The sequence below is a fragment of the Streptomyces torulosus genome (genome assembly GCF_001419765.1).
Classification (GTDB): Bacteria; Actinomycetota; Actinomycetes; order Streptomycetales; family Streptomycetaceae; genus Streptomyces; species Streptomyces torulosus.
Genome location: NZ_LIRK01000881.1, coordinates 1 through 2,444, shown reverse-complemented (window position 1 = coordinate 2,444; position 2,444 = coordinate 1). Strand labels below are relative to the sequence as shown.

2 protein-coding genes are annotated in these 2,444 nt (G+C 67.5%); one reads left to right on the top strand and one right to left on the bottom strand.

What is annotated here, in order from left to right:
* Positions 1-67: 67 nt before the first annotated feature.
* The gene (locus tag AOK23_RS41820; RefSeq protein ID WP_055717623.1) at positions 68-1,528 is read right to left on the bottom strand and encodes an amino acid permease; all 1,461 of its coding nucleotides are present in this window, start codon (positions 1,526-1,528) and stop codon (positions 68-70) included.
* A 275-nt stretch (positions 1,529-1,803) separates the two neighbouring features.
* Between AOK23_RS41820 and AOK23_RS41815 the strand changes: the two genes are divergently transcribed.
* Entirely contained in the window at positions 1,804-2,289 is a 486-nt protein-coding gene (locus AOK23_RS41815) for a ribose-5-phosphate isomerase (protein ID WP_055717622.1), read from the top strand.
* The last annotated feature ends 155 nt before the right edge of the window (positions 2,290-2,444 follow it).

The window sequence follows — 2,444 nt, the reverse complement described above, 5'->3', positions numbered from 1 at the left end:
ACCACGAACCACGAACCACGACCCACGAACCGTGAACGCAGGACGCGAACCGCGACCCACGAGCCGCTCAGCCCACCTTGTCGGTGACCTCCGCCGTCGCGCCCGCCTTCTGCCCCTTGATCTTCTCCTTGACCAGGGAGATACCGACGACGGCAGCCGCGACCAGCAGCGAGAGCAGCAGGATCTCCCGGTTGCCGTGCTCCGTGTCGGTGAGCATGTAGGCGAGGACGAAGAGGATCAGCCCGATCGTGGCCCACGTCAGATACGGGTACAGCCACATCTTCACGACGAGCTTCTCCGGGGTCTCCCGCTCGATGATCCTGCGCATCCGCAGCTGGGAGAAACAGATCACCAGCCACACGAACAGGGCGACCGCGCCGGAGGAGTTCACGAGGAACAGGAACACGCCCTCGGGGAAGAAGTAGTTGAAGATCACCGCGACGAACCCGAAGACCACCGACGCCAGGATCGCCGTCATCGGCACACCCCGCGACGTGGTCCGCCCGAACGACCGCGGCGCGTCCCCGCGCTCACCCAGGGAGAACGCCATCCGGGAGGCCGTGTAGAGGCCGGAGTTGAGACAGGACAGCACCGACGTCAACACGATGAAGTTCATGATCTGACCCGCGTGGGCGATTCCCAGCGAGTCCAGCGCGGCGACGTAGGAACCCTTCTCCTTGATCGAGGGGTCGTTCCACGGCAGCAGGGCGACCACGACGAAGATCGAACCCAGGTAGAAGACGCCGATACGCCAGATGATGCTGTTCGTCGACTTCGTGACGGCCTTCTGCGGGTTCTCCGTCTCCCCGGCGGCGAGCGTGGCGATCTCACTGCCCATGAACGAGAAGACCACCAGCAGCACGCCGATGAGGATGGCGCCGGGCCCGTTGGGCAGGAACCCGCCGTGGTCGGTCAGGTTCGCCAGGCCGGCCTTCTCGGCCTCCACACCCGGCAGCACGCCGAAGACGGCCAGCCCGCCCACGACGATGAACGCGGCGATCGCGACGACCTTGATGCTGGCGAACCAGAACTCGAACTCGCCGTACGAGGCCACCGAGACCAGGTTGGTGGCGGTCAGCACCACCATCACGATCAGGGCCCAGCCCCACTGCGGTACGGCCGGCATCCAGCCCTCCAGGATCACCGCGCCGGCGGTCGCCTCCACCGCGAGGACGACGACCCAGAAGAACCAGTACAGCCAGCCGATCGAGAACCCGGCCCAGCGGCCCAGCGCACGGTCGGCGTGCGCGGAGAACGACCCGGAGGTGGGGTTCGCCGCGGACATCTCACCGAGCATCCGCATGACCAGCACGACCATCGTGCCGACCAGGGCGTAGGACAGCAGGATGCCGGGACCGGCGGTCGCGATACCGGAACTCGACCCGACGAAGAGGCCCGCCCCGATCACACCTCCGATCGCGATCATCGACAGATGGCGGTTCTTGAGACCGGCGTGGAGGCCGGGGGAGGGGGGAGAGGAGGAGCCTGGGGTGCCGGTGTCGGACGGCAGAGTCGGCTGCGACGTCATGGGGGGAGTTTCCTTTGCGCCGTTGTGGGGACTTCCGTGCGTCTGCCCACGCATTCCCCGGTGACTCTCGTCAGAGCGGGACACGAGAGGCGGCGGGGGGCACTGCGTGAGCCTCCGTAAAGATCGGTCCAGTGAATCGGAGGTGAAAGGAATCCTGAACCTTTGAATCCAGATCGTTACTTGAGGTTTACTTGAGGTTCCGTGGCGTGGCTCACGCTTTTCAGGCGCCGGGCCCCCATCGCGCCCCGACGAAACAGGCGTGTCACACTCGGACCATGCGCGTCTACCTCGGCTCCGATCACGCCGGATACGAACTCAAGAACCACCTCGTCGAGTGGCTGAAGGCCGCCGGTCACGAGGCCGTCGACTGCGGTCCCCACATCTACGACGCCCAGGACGACTACCCGCCGTTCTGCCTCCGCGCGGCGGAGCGCACGGCCGCCGACCCCGGCTCCCTGGGCATCGTCATCGGCGGATCCGGCAACGGGGAGCAGATCGCCGCGAACAAGGTGGCCGGCGTGCGGGCCGCGCTCGCGTGGAGCGCCGAGACGGCCGCGCTGGGCCGCGAGCACAACAACGCGAACGTCGTGGCCGTCGGGGCACGGATGCACTCGCAGGACGACGCGACCAAGTTCGTCGAGACGTTCCTCAACACGCCGTTCTCCGGCGACGAGCGTCACATCCGCCGCATCGACATGCTCGCGGCGTACGAGACGACGGGCGACCTCCCCCCGATCCCGGCGCACCACCCCCAGCCGTAGGACGCCTGACAACTCGTGGGCGCGGGTTCGTCGGCGACCGCGGGTCCGTCGTGGCCGCTCGCGCAGTTCCCCGCGCCCCTGAAAAGCGCCCGGGGCCGCGCCCCATGCCTTTCAGGATGAAGGGCGGGCCGAAGGCCCGTTCCCTTCAGGGGCGC